The organism is Streptomyces beihaiensis, from assembly GCF_026274175.1.
In the GTDB taxonomy this organism is placed as follows: domain Bacteria; phylum Actinomycetota; class Actinomycetes; order Streptomycetales; family Streptomycetaceae; genus Streptomyces; species Streptomyces beihaiensis.
The window spans coordinates 40,117-64,043 of the sequence record NZ_JAPHNL010000263.1; the positions used below are offsets into that span (position 1 = coordinate 40,117).

22 protein-coding genes are annotated in these 23,927 nt (G+C 70.1%); all 22 read left to right on the forward strand.

The features are described 5' to 3' along the window. Positions 1 to 11 precede the first annotated feature (11 nt). The 22 genes from OFY01_RS20785 (at position 12) to OFY01_RS20885 (ending at position 23,599) form a co-directional block, all read left to right on the forward strand. The gene (locus OFY01_RS20785) at positions 12 to 239 is read left to right on the forward strand and encodes an acyl-CoA carboxylase subunit epsilon (protein WP_266602140.1); all 228 of its coding nucleotides are present in this window, start codon (positions 12 to 14) and stop codon (positions 237 to 239) included. Positions 240 to 290: 51 nt separating this feature from the next. Then, complete coding sequence (locus OFY01_RS20790) at positions 291 to 1,064, forward strand: thioesterase II family protein (protein WP_266602142.1); 774 nt, start codon at positions 291 to 293, stop codon at positions 1,062 to 1,064. Then, a complete protein-coding gene (locus OFY01_RS20795; protein WP_266602144.1) occupies positions 1,061 to 2,431 on the forward strand; it encodes a carotenoid oxygenase family protein in 1,371 nt (456 codons plus the stop codon). The genes OFY01_RS20790 and OFY01_RS20795 overlap by 4 nt, the downstream gene beginning before the upstream one ends. Positions 2,432 to 2,447: 16 nt before the next feature. After that, entirely contained in the window at positions 2,448 to 3,770 is a 1,323-nt protein-coding gene (locus OFY01_RS20800; RefSeq protein ID WP_266602147.1) for an aldehyde dehydrogenase family protein, read from the forward strand. Positions 3,771 to 3,989: 219 nt separating this feature from the next. Further along, positions 3,990 to 4,841: a metallophosphoesterase family protein gene (locus tag OFY01_RS20805; protein ID WP_266602149.1), complete on the forward strand. Its 852-nt coding sequence runs from the start codon at positions 3,990 to 3,992 to the stop codon at positions 4,839 to 4,841. Beyond that, positions 4,838 to 5,515, forward strand: a complete 678-nt coding sequence (locus tag OFY01_RS20810) for a 4'-phosphopantetheinyl transferase family protein (RefSeq protein WP_266602151.1) — start codon at positions 4,838 to 4,840, stop codon at positions 5,513 to 5,515. The genes OFY01_RS20805 and OFY01_RS20810 overlap by 4 nt, the downstream gene beginning before the upstream one ends. A 125-nt stretch (positions 5,516 to 5,640) precedes the next feature. Further along, on the forward strand, positions 5,641 to 6,348 hold the full coding sequence (locus OFY01_RS20815; protein ID WP_266602153.1) for an SDR family oxidoreductase: 708 nt from the start codon (positions 5,641 to 5,643) through the stop codon (positions 6,346 to 6,348). A 97-nt stretch (positions 6,349 to 6,445) separates the two neighbouring features. Beyond that, the gene (locus tag OFY01_RS20820; RefSeq protein WP_266602155.1) at positions 6,446 to 7,951 is read left to right on the forward strand and encodes an ANL family adenylate-forming protein; all 1,506 of its coding nucleotides are present in this window, start codon (positions 6,446 to 6,448) and stop codon (positions 7,949 to 7,951) included. Between the two features lies 1 nt (position 7,952). Next, positions 7,953 to 10,961, forward strand: a complete 3,009-nt coding sequence (locus OFY01_RS20825; RefSeq protein WP_266602157.1) for a non-ribosomal peptide synthetase — start codon at positions 7,953 to 7,955, stop codon at positions 10,959 to 10,961. Between the two features lie 4 nt (positions 10,962 to 10,965). Beyond that, complete coding sequence (locus tag OFY01_RS20830; protein WP_266602159.1) at positions 10,966 to 12,219, forward strand: cytochrome P450; 1,254 nt, start codon at positions 10,966 to 10,968, stop codon at positions 12,217 to 12,219. Positions 12,220 to 12,254: 35 nt separating this feature from the next. Then, a complete protein-coding gene (locus tag OFY01_RS20835; protein ID WP_266602161.1) occupies positions 12,255 to 12,455 on the forward strand; it encodes an MbtH family protein in 201 nt (66 codons plus the stop codon). Between the two features lie 85 nt (positions 12,456 to 12,540). Then, complete coding sequence (fabG, locus tag OFY01_RS20840; RefSeq protein ID WP_266602163.1) at positions 12,541 to 13,299, forward strand: 3-oxoacyl-ACP reductase FabG; 759 nt, start codon at positions 12,541 to 12,543, stop codon at positions 13,297 to 13,299. 54 nt (positions 13,300 to 13,353) lie between these two features. Continuing rightward, positions 13,354 to 13,563, forward strand: a complete 210-nt coding sequence (locus OFY01_RS32670; RefSeq protein WP_407700393.1) for a transposase — start codon at positions 13,354 to 13,356, stop codon at positions 13,561 to 13,563. A gap of 223 nt (positions 13,564 to 13,786) precedes the next feature. Then, the gene (locus OFY01_RS20845) at positions 13,787 to 14,506 is read left to right on the forward strand and encodes a response regulator transcription factor (protein WP_266602165.1); all 720 of its coding nucleotides are present in this window, start codon (positions 13,787 to 13,789) and stop codon (positions 14,504 to 14,506) included. 294 nt (positions 14,507 to 14,800) lie between these two features. Further along, positions 14,801 to 15,787, forward strand: a complete 987-nt coding sequence (gene mshD, locus OFY01_RS20850) for a mycothiol synthase (RefSeq protein ID WP_266602167.1) — start codon at positions 14,801 to 14,803, stop codon at positions 15,785 to 15,787. Positions 15,788 to 15,932: 145 nt separating this feature from the next. Then, complete coding sequence (locus OFY01_RS20855; RefSeq protein ID WP_407700394.1) at positions 15,933 to 16,454, forward strand: GntR family transcriptional regulator; 522 nt, start codon at positions 15,933 to 15,935, stop codon at positions 16,452 to 16,454. Then, positions 16,451 to 17,365: an ABC transporter ATP-binding protein gene (locus OFY01_RS20860; protein WP_266602169.1), complete on the forward strand. Its 915-nt coding sequence runs from the start codon at positions 16,451 to 16,453 to the stop codon at positions 17,363 to 17,365. Before OFY01_RS20855 ends, OFY01_RS20860 begins: the two co-directional genes overlap by 4 nt. Further along, the gene (locus OFY01_RS20865) at positions 17,362 to 18,393 is read left to right on the forward strand and encodes a hypothetical protein (protein ID WP_266602171.1); all 1,032 of its coding nucleotides are present in this window, start codon (positions 17,362 to 17,364) and stop codon (positions 18,391 to 18,393) included. The genes OFY01_RS20860 and OFY01_RS20865 overlap by 4 nt, the downstream gene beginning before the upstream one ends. Next, positions 18,390 to 19,385 carry an ABC transporter permease gene (locus OFY01_RS20870; protein WP_266602173.1) on the forward strand — a complete coding sequence of 332 codons (996 nt, stop codon included), beginning with the start codon at positions 18,390 to 18,392 and terminating at the stop codon, positions 19,383 to 19,385. The genes OFY01_RS20865 and OFY01_RS20870 overlap by 4 nt, the downstream gene beginning before the upstream one ends. 135 nt (positions 19,386 to 19,520) lie before the next feature. Beyond that, the gene (locus OFY01_RS20875) at positions 19,521 to 22,076 is read left to right on the forward strand and encodes an RNA degradosome polyphosphate kinase (protein WP_407700391.1); all 2,556 of its coding nucleotides are present in this window, start codon (positions 19,521 to 19,523) and stop codon (positions 22,074 to 22,076) included. Next, positions 22,057 to 23,130 carry a CHAD domain-containing protein gene (locus tag OFY01_RS20880; RefSeq protein ID WP_266602177.1) on the forward strand — a complete coding sequence of 358 codons (1,074 nt, stop codon included), beginning with the start codon at positions 22,057 to 22,059 and terminating at the stop codon, positions 23,128 to 23,130. Before OFY01_RS20875 ends, OFY01_RS20880 begins: the two co-directional genes overlap by 20 nt. Before the next feature lie 7 nt (positions 23,131 to 23,137). Further along, the gene (locus OFY01_RS20885) at positions 23,138 to 23,599 is read left to right on the forward strand and encodes an NUDIX hydrolase (RefSeq protein ID WP_266602179.1); all 462 of its coding nucleotides are present in this window, start codon (positions 23,138 to 23,140) and stop codon (positions 23,597 to 23,599) included. Positions 23,600 to 23,927 lie beyond the last annotated feature (328 nt).

A 23,927-nucleotide genomic window follows, 5' to 3' on the forward strand; every position in this document is an offset into this window, starting at 1 on the left:
GGAGGGTCCTGATGCCCGACGTCATGCCCGACGCCATGCCCGACGCCATACGAGTGGAGAGAGGAAAGCCCGGCCCCGAAGAGCTCGCGGTGATCACCGCCGTACTGCTCGCCCGTATCCGCAACGGCGACCCCGCCCCCTCGGCGGACGGAGGCACCCGCCGCGACACGGCCCGCTGGAGTCTCCCGGAACGTCTCAACGTCTATCGCAATCCCGGCAGTTGGCAGAGAGGCTCCTAGCGTCCGGCAGCCCGCCCGTCCCTTGCCCCTTGCCCCTGAGGACCGCCCACCATGCACTCACCGCCCGTCTGGCTCAGGCAACTGCGGCCCACCCGGCACAGCCGTCTCAGACTTGTGGCCTTTCCCCACGCCGGTTCGGGGCCGCAGACCTATGCGCGTCTGCTGTCCGCACTGCCGAGCGATGTCGAACTGACCGGGGTCACCCTTCCCGGGCGTGAGCACCGTGCCGGTGAGCCCCCGACCGTCCGGCTCCAGGCCGCGGTCGACGGCATCGTCGGCGAATTGGCGGCCCTCCCGCCCATGCCCACGCTCTACTGGGGTCACAGCATGGGCTCCCTGCTCGCCGTGACCGTCGTGGCACAGAGCCCCGGCTCGTGCGACGCCCTCGTCCTGACGGCCGGGATCCCGGGTCCCCACGCGCTCGACCTGGCCGCTCCTCTGGACACACCGGAAGGGCTGGAACTGATGTTCACCCGGCACCGGCTGCCGCTGCGAGCCCTGGACGCCGACAGCGGTCACTCACGGGCCGAGTACGTACTGGCCCACGACCTGGTGCTGGCCCGACGCGCCCTGCTCGGGCTTGACGGCATCCGCCTCGATCTGCCGCTGACCGCCTACGCGGGCGCCGATGACCCGTTGGTTCCCGCGTCCACGCTGCCGAGGTGGCGCGACTTCACCACTGGCCGGTTTCGCACCAGAACCCTGGCGGGCGGCCACTTCTTCCCCTTCCTCCCGTCCAACGGGCGATCACTCCTTGCAGACATGGCCGACACGCTGGAGCTCTGCGCCCTGGCCGGGGACCCGACGAGAGGAGCTGTCCGATGAGCGTCAAGGCCCCCTACCAGGGAGCTTTCACTCCGGTGCGCGATGAGATCACCGCCTTCGATCTGCCGGTGACCGGACGGATACCGGACGAGCTGCAAGGGCGCTACCTGCGCAACGGCCCCAATCCGTTGCGCCTTGACGATCCGCGCCTCAACCTGTTCCTCGGGGAAGGCATGGTCCACGGGGTGCGGCTTCGGGACGGCCGGGCCGAGTGGTACCGGAACAGATGGGTCCGATCGGCCGCCGTGGCAAGGAGCCTCGGGGAGAAGGTGCGCCGGGGCTCCCGCTTCCCGGGATCGGACTTCGCCCCCAACACCCATGTGATCGGGCACGCCGGACGCATCCTCGCCCTGGTCGAGAACGGCTTCCGGCCGTACGAACTGACCCCGGACCTCGACACCGTACGCCCATGCGACTTCCGCGGCACGCTCCCGGCGGGCTACACGGCCCACCCCAAGCTCGACCCGCGCAGCGGCGAACTCCATGCCGTCTCCTACGCCACGCGTGCGGAGTTCGTGCAGTATTCGGTGCTCTCTCCCGCCGGCATGCTCACCCGGATCGTGAACATCCCGGCACCGCACCGTCCGGTCATGCACGACTTCGCGCTGACCGGCAAGTACGTCGTCCTCTACGACCTGCCGGCGGTCAACAGCCTGACCGCCGCGGCGTCCGGTGCACCCCTGGTCTACGACTGGCAGGAGAGCCGGGGAGCCAGGGTCGGGCTGCTGCCGAGGCACGGGACCGAGGTGCGCTGGTTCGAGATCGACCCGTGCTGGGTCTTCCACACTCTGAACGCCTACGACGACGGCGACCGTGTGGTGGTCGACGTCATTCGCTACCCCCGCATGTACGCCGACCTCCGGCTGGACGGCAACTCCTTGCCCACGCTCGACCGCTGGGTCATCGACACGGCGAGCGGCAAGGTCACCGAGACCCGCCTGGACGACCGCGCCCAGGAATTCCCCGGCGTCAACCCGACCGTGGTCTCGACGCCTCACCGCTACGGCTACGCGGCCGTGGTCCCCGACATGCACTCCTACTTCGGTCCCGACGACGACCTGGAAAGCCTTCCTGACCAGGCGTACGGCGACGCGCTGCTCAAGCACGACTTCTCCGCGAACACCACCGCGGTCCGCTCCCTGGGCCGCGGACACTACACCGGTGAGCCGGTCTTCGTCCCCGGCACGTCCCCGGGCGCGGAGGACGAGGGCTACCTGCTCGCCTACGTCCACGACCCCGGCCGCGGCGCCAGCGATCTCGTCATCCTGTCCGCTCAGGACTTCACGGGTGAGCCTCTGGCCACCGTACATCTGCCCGCCCGAGTGCCTCTCGGATTCCATGGAAGCTGGATCGCCGACCCGGCCTGACCGAACGGAAGGTCCCTTGCCACCCACCTGCGCCCCGGAACGGCCCGAGGAAGTCGTCGCCCGCCTCCGCGCCGCCTGCCGCACCGGCAGCCACCGCTCGCTGGAATGGCGGACACGGCAACTCACGTGCCTACGAGCCATGTTGTCCGACCACGCGGAGGACTTCACCACCGCCCTCCACGCCGACTTGCGTAAGAACCGCGCCGAGGCGTACGCGGCCGAGATCGGGTTCACCATCCGCGAGATCGACCACATCCTGGTGAACCTGGAGGAGTGGCTGCGCCCGGTGCCGGTGACCGCGCCCGGGTGCCCTCCCGGCTCCGAGGCTCATCTCCGGTACGACCCGCTGGGTGTGGTGCTGGTGATGGCGCCCTGGAACTATCCGGTGCAGCTGCTGCTGGTTCCGGTCGTGGGCGCACTGGCCGCCGGCAACGCGGTGGTGGCCAAGCCCAGCGACCTGGCGCCCGCCTGCTCGGCGCTCCTGGCCCGGCTGGTGCCGCGGTACCTGGACACCGATGCGGTGTCCGTGGTGGAGGGGGGCGTCGCGGAGGCCGCCGCCCTGCTGGCCCAGCGCTTCGACCACGTCTTCTACACCGGCAACGGCGTGGTCGGACGGGTCGTCATGCGTGCCGCGGCCGAGCACCTGACCCCGGTCACGCTGGAACTGGGGGGCAAATGCCCGGTGTTCGTCGACCGTGGGACGAACCTCGCGGACACGGCGGCCCGGCTGGCCCGGGCCAAGTTCACCAACGCGGGCCAGACCTGCGTCGCTCCCGACCATGTGCTGACCGACCCGGAGACGGCGCGAACGCTGGAGGTCGAGCTCGCGCGATCGCTCGAGAAGCTGTTCGGAACCGATCCGCGAGCCTCACGGAGTTACGGACGGATCATCAACCCGCGGCACTTCGACCGCCTCGTCCGCCTCCTCGACTCCGGCCGGATCGTCGTCGGTGGCGGTCACGACCGGGAGAACCGGTACATCGCGCCGACGGTGCTGGCCGAGGTGCGGGCCGATTCGCCGGTGATGCAGGAGGAGATCTTCGGTCCGGTCCTGCCGATCGTCGAGGTGTCCGGGGTGGACGAGGCGATCGCCTTCATCAACGAGCGGGACAAGCCTCTTGCCGTGTACGGCTTCACACGCTCCACGGACACCCGGCGCCGACTGGCCGAGGAGACGGCCTCGGGCAGTCTCGTGTTCGGCCTGCCGATGGCGCAGGTCCTCGACCCCGGACTGCCCTTCGGCGGGGTGGGGCCGAGCGGAACGGGCAGCTACCGGGGCGCACACTCCCTGGCGGCCTTCAGCCATCGCAAAACCGTGCTTCAGGTGCCGCAACGCTAAGCGGACTTAGCAGGCTACTAGAACTCAGCTGCTTGTACACCGCGTTACCGATCTTTACTGTTGAACTCATTGAATATCGGCGGGCACACCGGAGTGGACTTCACCGATGAAATGGCCTCACCGTCCCGCCTGCGGGAATTCTGATTCCCCACTGATATTCGCCATTTCAGCGGTGAATCGAATGTCAGGTGAAGCGTTCGAAGGGGCAGAACGTTGAGGATGCAGGGCAGCCTGGTGGCAATCAGCGATCTGCATGTCCGCTACGAGGAGAACAAGAGGATCGTCAAGGCGCTGCGCCCCGGCTCAAATCACGACTGGCTGCTGGTCGCCGGGGATGTCGGTGACACCGTCGCGGATATCGAATGGGCGCTGTCGCTGCTGGTCGACCGCTTCGAGAAGGTGGTCTGGGCTCCCGGCAACCACGAGCTGTGGACCCCGCCCGACGACCCGGTGCAACTGCGCGGCGAGGCCCGCTACCGCCATCTCGTGGAGCTGTGCCGAAGACTCGGCGTCGTCACCCCCGAGGATCCGTACCCGCTCTGGGAGGGCGAGGGGGGACCAGCCGTGATCGCACCGCTCTTCGTCCTCTACGACTACAGCTTCCGGCCCGACCGCGCACGCGACGCGCAGGAGGCGCTCGCCCTGGCCGAGGGTGCCGGGGTGATCTGCACCGACGAATTCATGCTCCACCCCGACCCGTATCCGAGCCGGCCCGCCTGGTGTCACGCGCGTCTCGAGGTCACCGAGGCGCGGCTGGCCACCGTGGACAAGGCACTGCCGACCGTCCTGGTCAATCATTTCCCCCTGGTGCGTCGGCCCACCAGAGTGCTCCACCACCCGGAGTTCGCGCTCTGGTGCGGCACCGAGGCCACCGCGGACTGGCACCGCAGATTCCGTGCGGTGGCGGTCGTCTACGGGCATTTGCACATCCCTTCCCTCATCTATGAGGACGGGGTGCCGCACCGCGAGGTCTCACTCGGCTATCCCCGTGAGTGGCAGCGCCGGTCCACGGCGCCGGGCCAACTGGTCCGAATCCTTCCCGAGGTGGCTGCCGTGCGGAGCGGCGGATGATCGAGCGGCTGCTGTCGCCGCCGGTCGTGGCCGTCCAGACCTTCGGCGACCCGGTGGATCCGCCCGTGCTCTTCTCCCAGGAGGAGGCCCTGACCGCGCGGATGGTGGACAGTCGGCGAAGGGAGTTCGGCACGGTGCGGGCGTGTGCCCGCACCGCTTTGTCCGGGCTCGGAATCGCGCCGGTGCCGATCCTCCGAGGGCCACTGGGCGCGCCGACCTGGCCCGACGGCGTCGTCGGCTCGATGACCCACTGCGCGGGCTACCGGGCCGCCGCTGTCGCGCGCTCCGCCGACCTGGCGGCGATCGGCCTCGACGCCGAGCTCCACCAGCCGATGCCGGGCAGTGAACTGGAAGTCGTCGCGCTTCCCGAGGAACAGACCTGGCTGTCCGACCTTGCCGCCCGAAGGCCGGAGATCTGCTGGGACCGGCTGCTGTTCAGCGCCAAGGAGAGCGTGTACAAGGCGTGGTCCCCGCTCACAGGCCGGTGGCTGGGGTTCGAGGAGGCCACGATCACCTTCGACCCGGACGCCGGGAGATTCCGGGCCCGGCTGCTGGTCCCCGGCCCGGTCGTCGCCGGGACTCGACTGCCGACGCTTGAGGGGCGCTGGCTGGTCCGGAGCGGACTCGTCCTCACCGCGGTCACTGTGACCTCCGGTAGCGCAGCAGAGACTTAACGAAGACTTAGTCACGATCCGCTTGAGTTTCCCTCGACGTTCGAAGAGGCTGCTTACAGGGTAACGCCGGGCCTTTTATGAGTCATCGCATAACAGACGACGGTGAATTCAAGGAGGATCGGCACATGGCTCCTGTCGCGATTGTCGCCAGCGGGAACCGGTTTTCGAGTGATGCCGTCGCCGTACATTTGGCGGAGCTCGGCTGGGATATTGCGATACTCTGCCGGGACAGCACTGCCGACGCGGAGACCGTAAATCGAATACGAGAGACCGGACGACAAGCACTGGCCATCGAGACCGATGTCGCCGATCCGGTTTCGGTCGATACCGCTCTCGGCCGGGTGAGCACCGAACTGGGTGATCCGAATGTCCTGGTGAACATTGTCGCCCTCACCGCCCGTGATTCACTGAGCCTGATCTCCGATGATGACTGGCGCGCGGCGGTCGGCCGCCCCCTTCGAGGGCTCTTCGTCGCCAGCCGGTCGGTGATCGACCCGATGATCAGGCAGGGCTGGGGACGCATCATCTCCATCGCGGACGTGCCCGCTTCCGTGATGAACGGCGCACACGACCACTCGACCGTGCTGGCCGGCCTCGAAGGGTTCACCAGGACGATCGCGCTGGAACTGCGGGCGTTCGGGATCACGGTGAACGCCATCGCGCCCACGCCTCCCGCTGCGGACATCCGAGCCGACGCGGACCCACGAGTCGCCGATGCGGCCGTGCCGCACCATGCGGCGCAGATCGCCGCGACAGTCCCGTTCCTGGTCAGCGACGGGGCGTCATCGGTGACCGGTCAGGTCATCCAAGTGGGCAGCGAGGAAGCGGCCTGAACCTTGCCCTGTCAGCTGGATTGGAGAATGTGTTTTGCAAGGCAATGAGCATTATGTTCGCCAGATCCTGAACGCCTTCCGTGCCAACCCCTCCGGCGTGCCGCTTGTCCACCGCGACGTTCCCACGACGGCAGGCGATCTGGCCGACTCGGTCACGTCGGCGGCCGCGGTGATGCGCACCCACGGCGTCGGGGTGGGAAGCGTGGTCGGCATTCTGACCGAGCCCAACACCCCCGGGACCCTGGTGTCGCGCTACGCCGCGAATCTGCTCGGCGCCACAGTGGTCCACCTTGCCGGTGTCAACGCCGTCAACCCCGCCGAGCAGCTCTCGATGGACTCACAGAGCGGCATCATCGCCGAGACAGCGCCTGTGATGATCACCGTCGACGAGGCCAACCTCAGCCGCGCGCGGGCGATCTGCGCCTCGATGGCCGACCGCCGCCTGCTCGCCGGGTTCGGCGACCTCGGCAACGATGTGGTCGACCTGACGGCCCTCCCCCCGGATGCCTTCCGCCCGGACATGGCGCGCGACGGCGACATCGCCGTGGTCACCTACTCCAGCGGCTCGACCGGGCGGCCCAAGGGAGCGGGCTGGTCGTTCAGGGTGAAGAACGAGATGGTCACGGCGTCCGCCGTCCGGGGCCAGAAGGCGACCAGCCTGATCACCGCTCCCCTGACCCACTCCAGCGGCTTTGCCGCCGACGACGTGATGGTTCCCGGCGGCACGGTCGTGCTGCTGCCCGGCTTCGACGCGGCAGAGGTCCTGCGGACGGTGGCCCTCCATCGGGTCAACCGACTGGCGATCGCCGCTCCGCAGTTGTACGCGCTGGCCGACCACCCGGACACGGCGCAGACCGATCTGTCGAGTGTGCGCGACCTGTTCTACACCGGCCTGCCCGCTTCGCCCGAGCGGCTGGCGGTGGCCGCGAAGGTCTTCGGGCCCGTGCTCATTCAGGTCTACGGCACGATCGAGACCAACATGATCAGCTGGCTCCTGCCGCAGGAGCACGGAGACGACGCCCTGCGCGCGACGGTGGGGCGTCCGCTCGAATGGCTGCGGGTGACGATCCGCGATCCGCGGGACGACCGCGCGCTGCCGCCCGGCGAGCCCGGCGAGGTATGCGTCAATTCACCATGGTCCATGGACCGTTACTGGAACGATCCCGATCAGTCCGTGCGCACCGTGCGGGACGGATGGATCCACACGGGGGACATCGGGCATCTCGACGAGGCGGGCTACCTCCACCTGCACGGCCGGATCGCGGACGTGATCAAGGCCAATGGGATCAAGATCTATCCCGCCTCGGTCGAGCACGCGCTGCTGGAACACCCCGCTGTCGCGGAGGCGGCGGTGTTCGGGGCGGCGAACGCCGACCGGCTTGAGCACATCTGCGCCACGGTCGTCCTGCGGGAGGGCGCCCAGGTCGCTCCCGACGAACTTCGCGCGCATGTCGGCGGCATGCTCAGCCCCCATCACGCTCCGACCGACATCGAGGTACGCAAGAGCCTGCCGCTCGTCGGCCTCGGAAAACCGGACAAGTTGCGGCTTCGCGCGGATGCCATGGCGCGTCTCGCGGCCACCCACGGCGAAGAAGAGTCCTGAGATGACGGAGAACAACATGCCCATGTTGCCCGGCAGTGTGGTGTCGTCGGTCGATATCGAGGGCTCTGTCGACGTGGCGGCGCTCGCCGCCGCCGCCTCGCACCTGGCAAAGCGCCACTCGGGGTCGGTCGCAGGTCTGTCCTGGCGCGCTGTCGACCTGAGCGAGTTCGACGAGGATCGGCGCCGGGCCGAGCTTGAGCGTCTTGTGTCGGAGGACGAGACCGTCGCCGAAGGCGGGCCCCGTCTGACGCTGGTGCGGCTGGGAACCACCGCCTACCGGCTCCGCCTGACCAGTGGTCGCGCGGTGCTCGACGCCCGGTCCCATCGCACGCTGCTCGGTGAACTCATCGACTGGTACGTGAAACCCCTGGAGGCCGCCGACCTGCCGACGCCCGCACCCGACTACGACGTCTGGCTGGCCGAGCGGGACTGTGCGGCTGCCGAGAGCGCCTGGCGCAAGAGGCTCGCCGAAGTGGACGAACCCACCCTGGTGGCGCCGGCGGCCCCCACCGGGAAGCCGATGCCTTTGGCGCGAGTCCTCCGCGAACTCCCGCCCGAGACCGGAGCCCGAGTCCTCACCCGGGCACGTGAGCATCAGCTGTCGCTCGCCACGGTGGTCCAGGGCGCGTGGGGACTGCTGCTGGGCTGGTTGACCAACCGTCAGGAGGCCGTCTTCGGCTGCGTCCAGACAGACCCGCCGAGGTTCCCCGGCATCGAGCAGATGATGGGTGGCTTCTCCGACATCCTGCCGGTGCCGGTGCGGTGGAGTGCGGCAGAGCCGCTCGTAGAGGTGCTGTCCCGGTTGGAGCGGGAGCAGGTGCGGATCGCCGAACACGCGCCGCTCCGCTCAGCGGAGGTCGATGCCCTCACCGGCCCGCAGCGGCTCTTCGACACGGTCGCCGTGCTCGGGGACTCGGATCCCGATCCGGCACGGTACCTCGGTGCCCTCCCTGAGATGCGCATCGTCTCGGTGGAGCAGCACGAGGACGTCGGCGCCGCACTCGCCCTGGTCGTACACGGCAACGATGACGGGCTGCGGCTCGGGCTGGACTTCCGGCCGGACCTGTTCGCCCGCGCCGAAGCCGAGCGGATGCTGGAGGTACTGTGCCGGATCTTCGACGCGGTGGCCGAGGATCCGGCGCAGCCCGTCGGACGGGTGCGGATGCTCGACGACGACGAGCGCCGCAAACTCCTGCTCGACTCGGACAGCACCGCTCAGGCCGTGCCGGCCGTCACCCTGGCGGACCTGGTGGAGCGCAGGGTCGAGCGCGTCCCGGGCAACACCGCGCTGGTCTCCGACGGCGAGACCCTCTCGTACGAGGAGCTGAACCGTCGCGCCAACCGGCTCGCGCGGCTGCTGGCCGCCCGAGGTGCCGGACCGGAACAGCTGGTGGCCCTGGCCCTTCCCCGCTCGGTCGAGATGGTGGTCGCGATACTGGCGGTGGCCAAGACGGGGGCCGGTTTCCTGCCGATCGACCCCGGCTACCCCGCTGATCGCATCGCCTACATGGTGGCCGATGCCGCCCCCGTGCTGCTGTGCACCAACCAGGCGACGGCTCCCGGACTGCCGCAGGAGCCTCGGCACATCGTGCTGGACGACGCGGCCGTCGCCTCCGAGACGGACCGGCTGTCCGACGAGAACCTCGGGGACGACGACCGCAGGGGCCCGCTGTCGACCGCGGGACTCGCCTACGTCATCTACACCTCCGGATCCACTGGCAAGCCGAAGGGCGTCGCGGTCACCCACGCCGGTCTCGCCAACCTCGCGGCAGCCAAGGTCGAGCGGATGGACGTCGATCAGGAGAGCAGGATCCTGCAGTTCGCGTCTCCGAGCTTCGACGCCTTCCTCACGGAACTCCTCGCGACCGCCGAGGCCGGAGCCGCCCTGGTCATTCCCCCTGCCACCATTCTGGCGGGCGACACCTTGTCCGACGTCCTCGTCACGCGGCGCATCACACACGCGGTCCTTCCGCCGGTGGCCGCGGCGAGCGTGGTCCCCGAGGCACTGCCGGACCTGCGGTCCCTCGTCCTCGCCGGGGAAGCCGCCTCCGCCGACCTCATCGGGCGCTGGGCGACCGGCCGTCGAGTGATCAACGCCTACGGCCCGACCGAGGCGACCGTCTGTGCCACGATGAGCGAGCCGCTGTCGGCCGCAAAGACACCGCCGATCGGCGGGCCCATCACCGGCGCGGCGTGCTACGTACTCGACCAGGCGCTACGCCCCGTGCCCGCCGGAGTGCCCGGTGAGCTGTACGTCGCCGGCGCCGGACTCGCACGCGGCTACCTCGGGCGCCCCGCACTGACCGCCGAACGGTTCGTCGCCAATCCGTTCGCCGCTGACGGATCCCGCATGTACCGGACGGGTGACGTGGTGTCGTGGCGGCCGGACGGGGCCCTCGACTTCCTCGGCCGCGCCGACGAGCAGGTGAAACTGCGTGGGTTCCGGATCGAACTCGGGGAGGTGGAAGCCGCCCTTGCCGCGCACCCCGCGGTCGACCGGGCTGTCGCGGTGATCCGTGAGGACCGGGCCGACACACAGCAGCTCGTGGCCTATCTGATCCCCTCCGGGGCCACACCGAGCACGGCGGAGCTTCGCCGGCACGCCGGCCGTTTCCTGCCCGACTTCATGGTTCCGGACGCCTACGTGCTGATCGACTCACTTCCGCTGACGCCGAGCGGCAAACTCGACCGCCGGGCGCTGCCACTGCCACTGCCGACAACGGAGTCGAGCGGGCGGGCTCCTGTCTCCCCGCAGGAGAAGGCGCTGAGTGAGATCTTCGGCGAAGTGCTCGGCGTGCCCCCGGTGGACGCCGACCGGAACTTCTTCGAGCTCGGCGGCAACAGCATGGTGGCCATCACCGTGATCCAGAAGGCACGGAAGGCCGGTCTGGCCATCTCGCCGAAGGATCTCGTCATGAACCCGACCGTCGAAGCCCTTGCCGCCGTAGCGGGCAACGTCGGCCGAGCACCGGCACGCGCGGCAGATCCGACGGACGGAAAGGGGAAGTAGAACGATGACCGCGCTACCGGTGATCCCGCCGAATGAACTCGAGAACATCGATCTGGCGGATTCCAGTCTGCACGCGGAGAACGATCTCAGTGAGGTGTGGCGCCACCTGAGACAGGAGCGCCCGTTCTACTGGCAGCACCCGCGAGGATCGCAGCCCGGCTTCTGGGCGGTCACTCGCCACGCCGACGCCACCGCCGTGTACAAGGACCGGCAGAACTTCACCGCCGAGAAGGGCAACGTCCTGCCGATGCTGGTCACGGGCGGCGACTCGGCCGCTCGTACGATGCTGGCGGTGACCGACGGCGTCCGGCACACGCAGATGCGCTCGATCCTGACGAAGGCGTTCTCGCCGCGGATGCTGACGAAGATCAAGGACACCCTGACACGGACGGTCGACCAGCTCCTGGCCGACGCGGCGGACGCGGGGGCCTGCGACTTCGCGACCGACGTGTCGGGCAACGTCCCGCTCGCGGCCATCTGCGACCTGCTCGCGATTCCGGAGGCCGACCGGAAGTATCTGCTCAGCCTGACCGGCCACGTGCTGAGTTCGGACTACGCGGACGCTCCGCCGGAGGAGGGTGCGGTGGCCAAGAACGAGATTCTCCTGTACTTCGCCGACCTGGCTGAGACCCGCCGGGGCAGCAGCGAGACGGACGTGGTGAGCCTGCTGGCCAACAGCACGATCGACGGCAAGCCGCTCAACGCCGCCGAACTCATGTCGAACTGCTACGGGCTGATCATCGGAGGGGACGAGACCGGCCGCCACGCGATCACCGGCGGGTTGCTCGCGCTGATGGAACACCGGGATCAGTGGCAGGCACTCAAGCGGGGCGAGGCTGACCTGAAGACCGCCACGGAAGAGGTCCTGCGCTGGACCGTGCCGCCGCTGCACGGTGGCCGCCAGGCCACCGCGGATGTCGTGGTGAACGGCGAGCAGCTCATCAGGGCCGGGGACAACGTCAGTGTCTGGTTCGCCTCGGCCAACCGGGACGAGCGGGTCTTCGCGGCCCCGGACAGGTTCGACCTGAACCGCACGCCCAACAAACACCTGACCTTCGCCACCGGCTCGCACTACTGCCTGGGCCACTTCCTTGCCCGTATGGAGGTCGAGGCGGTGCTGGACGGCTTGCGTCGCACGGTCTCCGACTTCGAACAGACGGCGCCCGAAAAATGGATCTATTCGAGCGTCCTGAAGGGAATGAGTTCGTTGCCGGTCATCCTCAAGCCCGATGGCAGCCCCGCGCCGGCCACGGTCTGACGCCCCTCAGGAACTCTTGCGGAAAGGTACAGACCATGGCCAACCCGTTCGACAGTGAAGACGGCAGCTATCTGGTGCTGCGAAACGACGAGGAACAGTTCTCGCTCTGGCCCGCATTCGCTGACGTGCCGTCCGGATGGCGGGCCGTGCTGGGGCCGGACAGTCGCGCGGCGTGCCTCCGGCACATCGAGTCCCGTTGGACCGACCTGCGTCCGAAGAGTCTGCTTCGCCCGTAGCGACGTCACCCGTCCGGGCCGTGTCCCGATCCGGTCGGCGCCGTCACCGACAGCCACCGAAAGCCCCGCAGAGGAAGGACCGCGCATGGGCCTCGCCGCCGACACAGTCGCCATCGTCACCGGAGCGGGACGGGGCATCGGCGCAGCCACGGCCGAACGTCTCGCCCTCGAGGGTGCCGCCGTCGCCGTCGTCGAACGGTCCGAGGCGGACACCGCTTCCACCGTCTCGTCGATTCGTGCGGCCGGCGGCCGGTGCGTCGGCATCGGTTGCGACGTCACGGCAACCGACCAGGTGGAGGCGGCGATCGACCACACGGTCGAGGAGTTCGGCCGCCTGGACATCCTGGTCAACAACGCCGGGATCACCCGGGACAACCTGCTCTTCATGATGGGCGACGAGGACTGGGACGCCGTCATCGACGTCCATCTGCACGGCGCCGTCCGGACGGTCCGCGCGGCACAGCGGCACATGGTGCGGCAGGGCTCGGGGCGGATCGTCAACCTGAGCTCCGTCGCGGCGTTGGGCAATCCCGGCCAGGCCAACTACGCGACGGCAAAAGCCGCCGTCCAGGGACTCACCCGCACCCTGGCGGTCGAACTCGGTCCGCACGGGATCACGGTCAACGCCGTGGCCCCCGGCTTCATCGCCACCGCGATGACCGACGACACGGCCCGCCGACAGGGCTCCGACCCCGCGCAGTTGCGGAAGAAGGTGGCGTCGAAGGTGCCGCTGCGCAGGGTCGGCTCGCCGTCGGACATCGTCGGCGTGGTGGCATTCCTGGCCAGTGCGGATGCGGCGTACCTGACCGGCCAGACCATTTACGTCGACGGAGGGCCGCTGTGACGCCGAGGCCGAAGGGGGGCGACAGCGGGCGTTGGCGGTGCCGCCTGGAACCTGCTGACCTCCGACAACGCCGGCTCCCACCACGCCAAGGCGCTGCGGGAGTTCTGCGACCACAACAGCGACTGGCTCACCATGGTCAAGCTCCCGCCCTGCGCGCCCGGCCTCAACCCCGTCGAAGGCATGTGGGCCCACCTGAAGAAGTCCCCGCCCAGCCTCGCGCCCGCACGATCCGACGCCGCCCCGAGATCCTCGACGGCTTCATAGCCGAGACCGGGTCCGGAGCTTTCACGACCTGCCACCCCGCCTTTTCAACACGGCGTCAACTAGTCCAATCATCAAGCAAGTTGACAATCGTTCAATATAAAAGCCTCTTGCACGCCAAAGAGGCTCAATGTACAGTGACTTCGGGTTAGTACTCCTGACTATCACGAAAGCATATTTGGCCGCTACAGGGCGAAGGTACGGGGCGGTCAGAGGGCGGGGGATAATGACACAGGTACTGATTGTCTCCGACGACCTCGATTTTTCCGAAGAATTGACGGAAGGATTGAGGAACAAAGGGTTTGAGATTCACCAAGAAAGCAGTATGCGCCCGGCGCTGGAAAAGAGCAGGAGCGTCGACGCGGTAATACTCGATCTCACCCTTTCAGAAATCGACGGCTTCGAGGCGTGCCAGGCCCTTCGGGCCACTTCTCGCGTGCCAGTAATTGTCATGGGTCTGCAAGATGACGAATTCGACCAAATACTGAGTTTCAAGCTCGGGGCCGACGACTACATCGTAAGGCCCTGCAGCATGCGCAAGTTGGCCGCCCGGATCCAGGCTATGCACCGGCGCGCCCGGAATTCCTGGGAGCTCTGGGAGTACTGGGGGCTCCAGGCGGAGCGCGACAGCGAGGTCCACGAGTTCGGCCCGGTCCGCATCGACATGGACCGCCGAATGGTGTTAAGAGGCGAGCGCGAGGTCACATTGACACGCAAGGAATTCGACGTGCTGGCACTATTGGCGACGAATCCGGGCCGAGTGTGCACGCGCGAGCAGATCATGAGCGAGGTCTGGGGACACGACGGCTCGGGGGACACGCGGACACTCGGCGTCCATATGACGGGACTTCGCAAGAAGCTGGGGCTGCCGACACTCATCGAAACCGTACGCGGGATCGGTTTCCGACTCGCCGCCCACCGAATATCAGAGGGAGAGGCCGCCTGATCAGGCATGTCCTGCGCAGCGGTCACCGCGCCCGAGCGGTGAATTAATCCCCTGACACCACAGCTGTTAGCAATAGCGCCATCAGCTGTTTGTGCGACGTTGCCCAGCAGACGACGCGGCGTGAGCGCGCCCCTCATGCGCTTTCTCAGCCGTCGGCGCGCAGACATCGGTGCAGACGTCGGTGCAGACGTCCGCGAGGCCACCGGGTCTCGCGTCGCACTCGTCGTCCGTGAGCGGTCACCACCGCCCTGACATCCCCCGAACGTGGCTCCACCGCGCCGTACCCTCGTATCCATGACCAGCGACGCCGCACCCGCCGCCGAGCCCGCCCCGTCGGGCCGCCGGATCGACACGTTGTCCGTACTGACCGCCGATCAGACCGCCGCCGTGCTCACGCTGCTCGACGCCGCCGCCAGGACCGACGGTCAGCAGGCCGTCTCCGAGCAGGGGCGGTTGCAGCTGCGCGGAGGGGAGCGGGAGGGCGTACGGCATCTGCTGCTCACCGTCGGGGACGAGCTGTGCGGGTACGCGCAGTTGGAGGACACCGACCCGATCGAGGCCCCGGCCGCCGAGCTGGTCGTCCACCCGGCCCACCGCGGCCACGGGCACGGGCGGGCGCTGGGAACGGCGCTGCTCGCGGCGTCCGGGAAGCGGCTGCGGGTGTGGGCGCACGGCGGACACAGCGCGGCCCGGCACCTCGCCCAGGTCCTCGGCCTCACGCTCTTCCGTGAACTTCGGCAGATGCGGCGGCCGTTGGCGGGTCTGGAGCTGCCGGAGCCGGTGCTGCCCGAGGGCGTTCGGGTGCGTACGTTCGTGCCGGGACAGGACGACACGGCGTGGCTCGCGGTCAACGCCGCCGCGTTCGCGCACCACCCCGAGCAGGGCTCGCTCACTCAGCGCGACCTGGACGACAGGAAGGCCGAGCCGTGGTTCGACCCGGCGGGCTTCTTCCTGGCGTTCAAGCGGACCGGGCGGGGCGACGAGCTCGTCGGATTCCACTGGACCAAGGTGCACTCCGGCGAGGGCGAGGGCGAGGGCGAGAGTGAAGGTGAGGTGGGGGCGCGGCTCGGCGAGGTGTACGTGGTCGGGGTGGCGCCCGGCCACCAGGGCGGCGGCCTCGGCAGGGCGCTCACCACGACGGGACTCCGCCACCTCGCGGCGGCCGGGGTCCCCACCGCGATGCTGTACGTCGACGCGGACAACAAGGCTGCCGTGAGCGTGTACGAGCGGCTCGGGTTCACGACGTACGAGACGGACCTGATGTACCGAACCGAGACGTAACGGACAGTCGGAGTCCGCGACGGAATCCACAGGGGGTCGGCGTCACTTGACGTCGACCCCTCTCTTGCATCACCCTTTCACTACTTGATTAGTGAAAGGGGGTACGGCAGTGGTCGAGCCTCAGTACAGGCGGCCCGAGCGAGGCATCGAGTTCCGCATCGACCGTCACAGCGGCGTCGCCACCTACCTCCAGATCGTCCACCAGACCGAACAAGCACTGCGGCTGGGCATGCTGGAGCCCGGCGACAAGCTGCCCACTGCGCGCGAGGTCGTCGAAGCGACGGCCATCAACCCGAACACCGTGCTCAAGGCATACCGCGAGCTGGAGCGAGGCGGTCTCGTCGAGGCCCGCCGGGGGCTCGGCACATTCGTCCGCCGCTCCCTGGGCTCCGCCCCGGCCGAGTCGCCCCTGCGCGACGAGCTCGACGACTGGGCGCGGCGGGCACGGGCGGCGGGCATGGACCGCGCGGACGTGGCGGCACTGTTCAACGGCGCCCTGGAGCAGCACTTCAGCGACACGACCACCAGCACCGCCACCAGCAGCACCACCAGCAGCTCGACCAGCACCGCCACCAGCAGCTCGACCAGCACGATCAACACGACCAGCACCATCAGCACGACCAGCACGACCGGTGCCGTCCGCACCGAGAACGAGGGGAACTCATGAGCGCGGCCATCGAGGCGATCAGCCTCACCAAGCGGTACGGGAGGCGCGCCACCGCCGCCCTCGGCGACTGCTCCTTCCGGCTCCCGGCCGGCCGGATCAGCGCCCTCGTCGGGCCCAACGGCGCGGGCAAGTCCACCCTGCTCGCCATCGCGGCCGGGCTGCGGCGCCCCACCTCCGGCAGGCTCACCGTGCTCGGCGGCGCCCCCGGTGAGGCCCGCGCGAAAGTCGCGTACCTCTCGCAGGACAAGCCCCTCTACCCACAGCTGACCGTCGCGGCCACGCTCCGCCTGGGCGCCGAGCTGAACCCCGACCGCTGGGACGCGGCGTACGCGGCCGACATCGTGGAGCAGGGGTCGCTCGACCCGAAGGCGAAGATCCGCTCGCTCTCCGGCGGCCAGCGCACCCGTGTCGCGCTCGCCCTGGCCCTGGGCAAGCGGCCCGAACTGATGCTCCTGGACGAGCCGATGGCCGACCTGGACCCGCTCGCCCGCCACGAACTGATGGGCACACTGATGGGCGACGCCGCCGAGCACGGCACCACCGTCCTGATGTCCTCGCACATCGTCTCCGAGCTCGCCGACGCCTGCGACCACCTGCTGCTCGTGGGCGGCGGCCGGATCAGGCTGGGCGGCGGCATAGACGACCTGACCGGCGCGCACAGTCTGGTCACGGGCCGCGGCGACCTCGCCGGGCACACCGTCGTCGAGTCCCGCCCCTCCGGTCGCGGCGTCACCGCCCTGATCCGCCGCGAAGGCCGGCTCGGCGAGGGCTGGCAGGTCCAGGAGCCGTCCCTCGAGGAACTGCTCCTCGCGTATCTGCGCTCGCCCGGCGCCCCGGCCCTGCTCACCCCGAGCACCGCTCCCGCCACCGGCTCCGGCCCGGCCACGCACCGGGCGGAGGTGTCCGCGTGAGCGCCACCGCCACCACCACGCCCCCGGCCCCCGGCAAGGCCCCGGCCCCGGTGCGGCGCACCCTGCCGGGCCCGGACGGCCTGGTCTGGACGATGCTGCGGCTGCACCGCAAGGCGCTGTGGGTGTGGACGGGGTACGTCGCCGTCAGCGCGGGGCTGCTGCTGTGGCTGTGGGGGCCGCGCTCGTCGGCCGTACAGAAGGCGTTCGACACGTTCGGGTACGCGGGGGCGCAGGACAATGCCTGGCGGGGCTCGTTCACCTTCACCTTCAACTACCTCTTCTACGCTCCGCTGTCCTGGACCCGCATAGCCGCCGTCGCCCTCGCCGTCTTCGCGGCCGGTCCGCTGATCGGCCGCGAACTGGAGTCGGGTACGGCCAAGTTGGTGTGGACGCAGTCCGTGTCGCCCGCCCGTTGGCTCGCCGCCAAGCTGGCGCTGCCCGCGCTGTGCGTCACGGTCGGGACCACCCTGGTCGTCGTCGTCTACCGACTGGTGTGGGACGGGCGCAACCATCTGCTGATCGCGGGTATCGGACCACGCGACTTCGCCTTCTCGGTGGGCCCGGCCACGGTGGTCAACGCGCTGGCCGGTCTGGCGCTCGGCGCCCTCGCCGCGCTGCTCGTGCGCCGTGTCCTGCCCGCCGTCACCCTGGCCGGAGCGGCGACGTTCCTGGTGGGCGCGGCGCGCGGCAACTCCTGGCCGTTCCAGGGCAGTTACCAGCAGCCGGAGCTGCCCGTGCACAGCAGGGCGATCACCTCCGCGGGCGCCGAGGTCCGCGACCCCGGGTGCGAGCTGAACCGCCGGTGCCTCGAACATCACGACATCACCGGCTTCACCCGCCATTACCTGCCGTCGCCCGACTACTGGCCCCGCCAGCTCGCGGAGACCGGCATACTGCTCGCCCTGACCGCACTCGCCGTCGCCGCTTCGTTCCTGGTGCTGCGCCGCTACGGTCCGGGCCGTGTCCGGCCGACGAGGCCCGCCCCGTCCGCGCCGGAGGGCCGCACCTCTAAGGAGGCCGCCGCATGAGCACGACCACCGTTCGCGCGCCCGGCGCCCCGGCCACCGCCGCGGGGCGGCGCACCCTCTCTCCCACGAAGGGCCTCGTCCGGTCGGTTCTCCGGCTGCACCGCACCTCGGTGTGGCTGTGGGCTGGGTATGTCGCCGCGACCGCGGGCCTGCTGCTGTGGCTGTGGGGGCCCGGCACGTCAGGGCTGCACATCACCGGACGCTGCGACGCCGCCGTGGTGAACGCGTGCACCGCGAAGGGCCCGACCGCGGACACGTACCACGCGCTGCTCACCCGAGTGGACGGCCTGATCGGGGTCGTTCCGCTGATCGCCTCGGCCGTCGCGGGCGGGGTGCTCGTCGCACGTGAGCTGGAGCGTGGCACGGCGCACCTCGCGTGGACGCAGTCCGTCACACCGGCGCGCTGGCTGGCGGTGAGGCTCGCCGTGCCCGCCGTGTGCGTGGTCGCGGGCACGACCCTGCTGATGGTGCTGCGCCGCCTGGTCGCCTCGGGGGCGCAGGGGCTTTCGGGCAACCGGTGGTACGACGAGGCCCAGGTCTTCGACAACCTGGGGCCCACCGCCGTGGCGCTCCCGCTGCTCGGTCTCGCCATCGGCGCGCTGATCGGGTTCCTGGCCGAGCGCACCGCGGCCTCGATCTTCTTCTCGCTGCTCGTCTCGTCCCTGGTGACCGGGATGCTCGACATCACGCGTGACCTGATGTGGCCCACGGTGACCGTCACCGGCGACGTGAGCGCGGGGTACCCGAGGTTCCCGGGCGTGATCGTCGCCGAGGGCCCGGTCACCGGCAGCGGGGCGCGTCTGGCCGACGACCCGGGCTGCGTCGACGACAAGGCGTGCCTGGCCGCGCACGACATCGTGGGCTACTACCGGGAGGGCCACCCGCCCTCGCACTTCTGGCCGCTGCAACTGGCCGAGACGGGCGTGGTGTTGGCGCTGACCGCGATCGTCGTGTTCGCCGTGTTCCGGATACTGGGGCGGCGCGTGGCATGACCGTCGGCTCGGGCGGCCCGTCCCGGCCGCGGGGCCCGCGCCGCCCCCGGAGGGACCCCGTGGGGCCGCCCGCGCATAGCCCGCACGTCATGTCGCCGTAACCATTGATTCAGACAGGCTTGCGACCCTCTCGGAATGCAGCCCCCCGCTCCCGACCCTGCGAAGGCCCCACCGGAGCCCGCCGCGTCCGCCGAGTCCGGCGCGCTCCGCCTCGCCCCTGCACCCGAGCCCGCGTCCGAGCCCCTCGGCGAAGGTTCCGACGCGCCCCGGGCCCGGTCCGCGCGGAACAATAGGGGCATGAGCCAGTCGAGCGCCGCACAGGAGCAGTCCGTACCGGGAAAGGCCACGTCACGGAAGGCCGAGTCACGGAAGGCCACGTCACGGAAGGCCGAGTCACGGAAGGCCGAATCGGGTGGGGCCGAGGCGGGGAAGGCCACACCGGCCCAGCCGTCCGTCGGCACTCTCGCCGCCCACCGGCCCCACCCGGTGAACGGTGGCGATCTCGACGGCGAGTACACCGGAAAGTTCGCCGCGAAGTACGCCGGGATCGTCGGCGACATCGACGCGGACCCGGACGACTACGAGGACGAATACGCGCCCGCGCACGCGGGCGAGGAGCTGCCGCAGGGCCGGTTCCTCGACCGGGAGCGCAGCTGGCTGGCGTTCAACGAGCGGGTCCTTGAGCTCGCCGAGGACCCGAACACCCCGCTCCTGGAGCGCGCCAACTTCCTGGCGATCTTCGCCTCCAACCTGGACGAGTTCTTCATGGTCCGGGTGGCGGGCCTCAAGCGCCGTATCGCCACCGGGGTCGCCACCCGCTCGGCCTCCGGGCTCCAGCCACGCGAGGTCCTGGAGCTGATCTGGAACCGCTCCCGCGAGCTCATGGCCCGGCACGCCGCCTGCTACCAGGAGGAGATCGCCCCGGCGCTGGCCGACGAGGGCATCCACATCGTCCGCTGGCACGAGCTCACCGACAAGGAGCAGTCCCGGCTCTACTCGCTGTACATGCAGCAGATCTTCCCGGTGCTCACGCCGCTGGCGGTCGACCCGGCGCACCCGTTCCCGTACATCTCGGGTCTCTCCCTGAACCTCGCGGTCGTGGTCAGCAACCCGGTCTCCGGCCACCGCCACTTCGCCCGCGTCAAGGTGCCGCCGCTGCTCTCCCGCTTCCTGGAGGCGTCGCCGCAGCGGTACGTGCCCATCGAGGACGTCATCGCCGCGCCCCGGCACCTCGGCGAGCTGTTCCCGGGCATGACGGTCGAGGAACACCACATGTTCCGCCTCACCCGCAACGAGGACCTGGAGGTCGAGGAGGACGACACCGAGAACCTTCTCCAGGCCCTGGAGAAGGAGCTCATGCGGCGCCGGTTCGGCCCGCCCGTGCGCCTGGAGGTCGAGGAGACCATCGACTCCGAGGTGCTCAGCCTCCTCGTGCGCGAGCTGAAGATCGGCGAGGCGGAGGTGTACCCGCTGCCGGGCCCGCTCGACCTGACCGGCCTGTTCTCCGTCGCCCGCATCGACCGGCCCGAGCTGAAGTACCCGAAGTTCGTCGCGGGCACCCACCGCGACCTCGCCGAGGTCGAGTCGGCGTCGGCCCCCGACGTCTTCGCCGCCCTGCGCACCCACGACGTTTTGCTCCACCACCCGTACGACAGCTTCTCCACCTCCGTACAGGCGTTCCTTGAGCAGGCGGCCGCCGACCCGGACGTGCTCGCCATCAAGCAGACGCTGTACCGGACCTCCGGCGACTCGCCGATCGTCGACGCGCTGATAGAGGCGGCCGAGTCCGGCAAGCAGGTGCTCGTCCTGGTGGAGATCAAGGCGCGCTTCGACGAGCAGGCCAACATCAAGTGGGCCAGGAAGCTGGAGGAGTCCGGCTGCCACGTCGTCTACGGTCTCGTCGGCCTCAAGACCCACTCCAAGCTCTCGCTCGTCGTGCGCCAGGAGGGCGACTCGCTCGTCCGCTACAGCCACGTCGGCACCGGAAACTACAACCCCAAGACGGCCCGCCTCTACGAGGACCTGGGCCTGCTCACCGCCAACCAGGAAGTCGGAGCCGACCTCTCCGACCTCTTCAACCGGCTGTCGGGCTACTCGCGCCGTGAGACCTACCGCCGCCTGCTCGTCGCCCCGAAGTCGCTGCGCACGGGCCTGATCACCCGCATCGAGTCGGAGATCAAGCACCACCGCGCCGGCCGCCCCGCCTACGTCCGCGTCAAGGTCAACTCGATCGTCGACGAGGCCGTCATCGACGCCCTGTACCGGGCGTCGCAGGCGGGCGTGCCGGTCGACATCTGGGTGCGCGGGATCTGTGCCGTCCGTCCCGGGGTCGCGGGCCTGTCCGAGAACATCCGGGTCCGCTCGATACTCGGCCGCTTCCTCGAACACTCCCGCGTCTTCGCCTTCGGCAACGGCGGCGAGCCCGAGGTGTGGCTCGGCAGCGCCGACATGATGCACCGCAACCTCGACCGCCGTATCGAGGCCCTGGTCCGCGTGGAGGACCCGGCCCACCGCGCGGCACTCAACCGGTTGCTCGAAACGGGGATGTCCGACACGACCGCCTCCTGGCACCTGGGCCCGGACGGTGACTGGACCCGGCACGCCGCCGACGCGGACGGGCGCCCCCTGCGCAACGTACAGGAGATGCTCATAGACGCCCGGAGGCGCCGGCGTGGCACAGCAACACCTTGAGTCCGACGTGTCGTCCGACGAGGCGGGCCACGTCCTGGCCGGCTATCTGCGGGCCCAGGCCACGGAGTTCCTGCGCTCGCTGCGCCAGCACGGCGAGAGCGGTGCGGCGGGCGACACCGCCGGCGCGGCCCGCTCCCTGCGCCGCGCCGCCCGCCGGGTCAGTGGCACGCTGCACACCTTCCGCCCGCTGCTGGACGCGGACTGGTCGGACACGCTCCGCCCCGAACTGGCGTGGCTGTCGGGCACGTTGGCGCAGGAACACGCGTACGCGGACCGTCTCGAACGCCTGCACGAGGCGCTGCGCAGGCTGACGACCGCCACGACGGCCACGACCGCGCCACCGCCGCAGCGCACCGAGCGCGAACCCCGGACCTCGGCTTCGGCTTCCCCGTCGGCATCGGCATCGGCATCGGCACCGGCACCGGCATCGGCTCGGTCGAAGCCTCCCGGCCCCGCCTCCCGGGAGACCCTCACCGTGGGCGCGGCCAAGGCGACCGCGCTGCTCGACCGCCAGCTGACGCTCGCCCGGACACGGGCCCACAGCACGGCGCTGCAGGCCCTCGGCTCGTCCCGGTTCCACGCGGTCGCGGACAGCGTCGCCGTACTGGCCAGCGAGGTCCCGCTCTCCGGCGCCGACATACCGCTGGCGAAACTCGCCGCGCAGGCCGAGTCACGCCTGACGGAGGCGGTCGTGGCGCTGCACGACGCGGCGGGCCGGACCCCGTGCAGGACGACCCCGTACGACGCGGACACCGACGCGCCCTGGCACCACGTGCGGCTCCTGCTTCGTCTGCACCGTTACGCGCAGGAGGTCACGGACGGCCGGCCCGCCGCCGACGGCACGTGGCAGGCCGACGCGGCCCGCGCCCTCGACGCCCACCGCGACGCCGCCGAGGCCGCGGCCGCCGCCGCCCAGGCGGCCCGCACGGCACGGATCGCCCCGTCGACGGCATACGCCCTGGGCGTCCTCCACGCCGACCAGCGCCACCAGGTGGAGGCCGCCCGTGCCGCGTTCACCCGGGCATGGCAACGAGAGGCGGTGGGCACACCGTGAACACCCCATGACCGCGCACCACGGCACCGGCCCGGACCCGCACGCCGCCGCGCGAGGCCCGCTGGTCCGCGCCGCGGGCTGCGTGCTGTGGCGCCACTGCCCGCTCAGCGGCGGCACGGTCGAGATCTGCCTCGTGCACCGCCCCAAGTACGACGACTGGTCCCACCCCAAGGGCAAGCTCAAGCGCGGCGAGGCCCCGCGGGACGCGGCGTTGCGCGAGGTGCTCGAGGAGACCGGAGCGGCCTGCGAGCTCGGGGCGCCGCTGCCGACGGCGCGCTACCTGGACGCACGCCACCGCCCGAAGGAGGTCCACTACTGGGCCGCCGAGGCGACCTCCGGCGCGTTCGTTCCCAGCCACGAAGTCGACCGCATCCGGTGGCTGCCGCCCGACGCGGCCCGCGCCCGCCTCACCCAGCCGCGCGACCGCGACCTCGTCGACGCCCTGCTCGACGCCCTCCGCGCGGCCTGAGCCCGGCCCGAGCCACAGCCCGCGCCCGGCCCGAGCCGAGCCCGGACCCGCTCCGAGCCGCGCCCTGAGCCGCGGCCCGCGAACCCCTCACGTCACGCGCCTCACAGCCTGGCGCCGTGACCACTCCGTGACCTAACCACACCGCCCGCTTAGGTTCACCCGCCGTTCACTTTCGCCCATCGGCCGCTTCACCTGATCTGCCTAATTTCGGCCTTACGCGGTGAGCACCGGGACGAGAATCCGGTGCGACCGACCGCACCACGACCGACCGAACGTCCGCAGACTTCGCACGCCGCCACGGAAAACAGAGGCCGGCGGCTCCTGGAAG

What these genes read in the sequence shown, in the direction of transcription:
- OFY01_RS20815 (WP_266602153.1), top strand. Translation starts at nt 5,641, where the DNA reads ATGGCTCCTGTCGCGATTGTCGCCAGCGGGAACCGGTTTTCGAGTGAT.
- OFY01_RS20875 (WP_407700391.1), top strand. Translation starts at nt 19,521, where the DNA reads ATGCAGCCCCCCGCTCCCGACCCTGCGAAGGCCCCACCGGAGCCCGCC.
- OFY01_RS20785 (WP_266602140.1), top strand. Translation starts at nt 12, where the DNA reads ATGCCCGACGTCATGCCCGACGCCATGCCCGACGCCATACGAGTGGAG.
- OFY01_RS20885 (WP_266602179.1), top strand. Translation starts at nt 23,138, where the DNA reads ATGACCGCGCACCACGGCACCGGCCCGGACCCGCACGCCGCCGCGCGA.
- OFY01_RS20845 (WP_266602165.1), top strand. Translation starts at nt 13,787, where the DNA reads ATGACACAGGTACTGATTGTCTCCGACGACCTCGATTTTTCCGAAGAA.
- OFY01_RS20805 (WP_266602149.1), top strand. Translation starts at nt 3,990, where the DNA reads ATGCAGGGCAGCCTGGTGGCAATCAGCGATCTGCATGTCCGCTACGAG.
- OFY01_RS20825 (WP_266602157.1), top strand. Translation starts at nt 7,953, where the DNA reads ATGACGGAGAACAACATGCCCATGTTGCCCGGCAGTGTGGTGTCGTCG.
- OFY01_RS20870 (WP_266602173.1), top strand. Translation starts at nt 18,390, where the DNA reads ATGAGCACGACCACCGTTCGCGCGCCCGGCGCCCCGGCCACCGCCGCG.
- OFY01_RS20810 (WP_266602151.1), top strand. Translation starts at nt 4,838, where the DNA reads ATGATCGAGCGGCTGCTGTCGCCGCCGGTCGTGGCCGTCCAGACCTTC.
- OFY01_RS20790 (WP_266602142.1), top strand. Translation starts at nt 291, where the DNA reads ATGCACTCACCGCCCGTCTGGCTCAGGCAACTGCGGCCCACCCGGCAC.
- OFY01_RS20830 (WP_266602159.1), top strand. Translation starts at nt 10,966, where the DNA reads ATGACCGCGCTACCGGTGATCCCGCCGAATGAACTCGAGAACATCGAT.
- OFY01_RS20795 (WP_266602144.1), top strand. Translation starts at nt 1,061, where the DNA reads ATGAGCGTCAAGGCCCCCTACCAGGGAGCTTTCACTCCGGTGCGCGAT.
- OFY01_RS20860 (WP_266602169.1), top strand. Translation starts at nt 16,451, where the DNA reads ATGAGCGCGGCCATCGAGGCGATCAGCCTCACCAAGCGGTACGGGAGG.
- fabG (WP_266602163.1), top strand. Translation starts at nt 12,541, where the DNA reads ATGGGCCTCGCCGCCGACACAGTCGCCATCGTCACCGGAGCGGGACGG.
- OFY01_RS20835 (WP_266602161.1), top strand. Translation starts at nt 12,255, where the DNA reads ATGGCCAACCCGTTCGACAGTGAAGACGGCAGCTATCTGGTGCTGCGA.
- mshD (WP_266602167.1), top strand. Translation starts at nt 14,801, where the DNA reads ATGACCAGCGACGCCGCACCCGCCGCCGAGCCCGCCCCGTCGGGCCGC.